This is a genomic window from Streptomyces sp. NPDC048001 (genome assembly GCF_043203115.1).
GTDB lineage: Bacteria > Actinomycetota > Actinomycetes > Streptomycetales > Streptomycetaceae > Streptomyces > Streptomyces sanyensis.
This window is the reverse complement of record NZ_JBIDBN010000031.1, coordinates 1-1,266: the sequence shown is the minus strand read 5'-3', so window position 1 is coordinate 1,266 and position 1,266 is coordinate 1. Positions and strand designations below refer to the sequence as shown.

1 protein-coding gene is annotated in these 1,266 nt (G+C 70.1%); it reads right to left on the bottom strand.

Translation table 11 applies throughout. The features are described from left to right. Positions 1-36 precede the first annotated feature (36 nt). Positions 37-1,185 (bottom strand): IS30 family transposase, encoded by a 1,149-nt coding sequence (locus ACGF15_RS29105; RefSeq protein WP_392803294.1) that lies wholly within the window; start codon positions 1,183-1,185, stop codon positions 37-39. Positions 1,186-1,266 lie beyond the last annotated feature (81 nt).

Here is a 1,266-nt window from a genome sequence, read left to right as displayed (position 1 = left end):
CTTGGGTTCAAGGGGTCGTCGCAACACCACTTGGTTTCAGGTGGTGAGTAGATCACGTAGACGCTCGGCTGGGGTATCCCAGTCGAGCGTCTTGCGTGGGCGGCCGTTGAGTTCCTGGGCGACGTGTTCGAGGTCTTCGGGGCTGTGCACGCTCAGGTCGGTGCCCTTGGGGAAGTACTGCCGCAGCAGCCCGTTGGTGTTCTCGTTCGAGCCTCGCTGCCAGGGCGAGGCCGGGTCGCAGAAGTAGACGGGCATGTCGGTGGCCATGGTGAACTGCTTGTGGCGTGCCATTTCGCTGCCCTGGTCCCAGGTGAGGGAGCCGCGCAGGTGGGCGGGCAGGGTCTGGATCGTGGTGACGAGCCCGTCGCGGACGGTCTCGGCGTCGTGGGCTCCGCCCGGCAGGTGGACCAGAATGGTGTAGCGGGTGCTGCGTTCGACCAGGGTGGCGATCGCGGAACGGCCGCCCGCGCCGATGATCAGGTCGCCTTCCCAGTGCCCGGGCACGGCCCGGTCCTCGACGTCGGCGGGCCGGTCGCTGATCATCACCATCGGGTCGATGAACCGCGGGGTGCGCCGCTGGGGGTCCCGGCGGGGTTTGCGTCGCGTCCGGCCGGAACGGATCGCGGCCTGCACTTCCCGCTTCAGGCCGCCGCGGGCCTGGAAATACAGTGCCTGGTAGATCGTCTCCACGCTCACCCGCATGCTCTCGTCGTCGGGATGCTCCCTGTGTAGAGCGTGGCAGATCTGTTCCGGTGACCACCGCCTGCGCAGTCCGTCCCGGACGAAGCGGCGCAGCCGTCCCTCCCGCAGCAGCTTGCGGTCCTTGGGCCGGGGCCTGCGCGAGGCCGCCGCCCGGTGGGCGGCGTAGGGCTGGTAGCCCTCGCTGCCCGAGTTCGCGTCGATCTCCCGCTTGACCGTGCTCGCCGGCCGCCCCAGAGCACGCCCAATCGCCCGCAGCGACCGACCCGCCGCGTTAAGGTCGCGGATCGTCTCGCGCTCGGCAAGCGTCAGAAACCGCGGGTGGAGCTGCTTCTCCAAGGCCGTCAGGCCCACCGGTGCTGTGGTCACGCCGCCCATCGTGACGGTCCCCGCCGCGTAGTCGACACACCGACCGTCGGCATAGACCCGGCCGTTGCGACTCTTCCTGACGCCCCAGTCCCAGTCCTTGGCCGTGCGCTCGTTCACACCGACCTGCCGGGCCGCGGCCCGGCGTGCGACACCAGCGGCCCGAAGCCCCTCGTACTCGTCCCGCCCGGGATGCCGGCG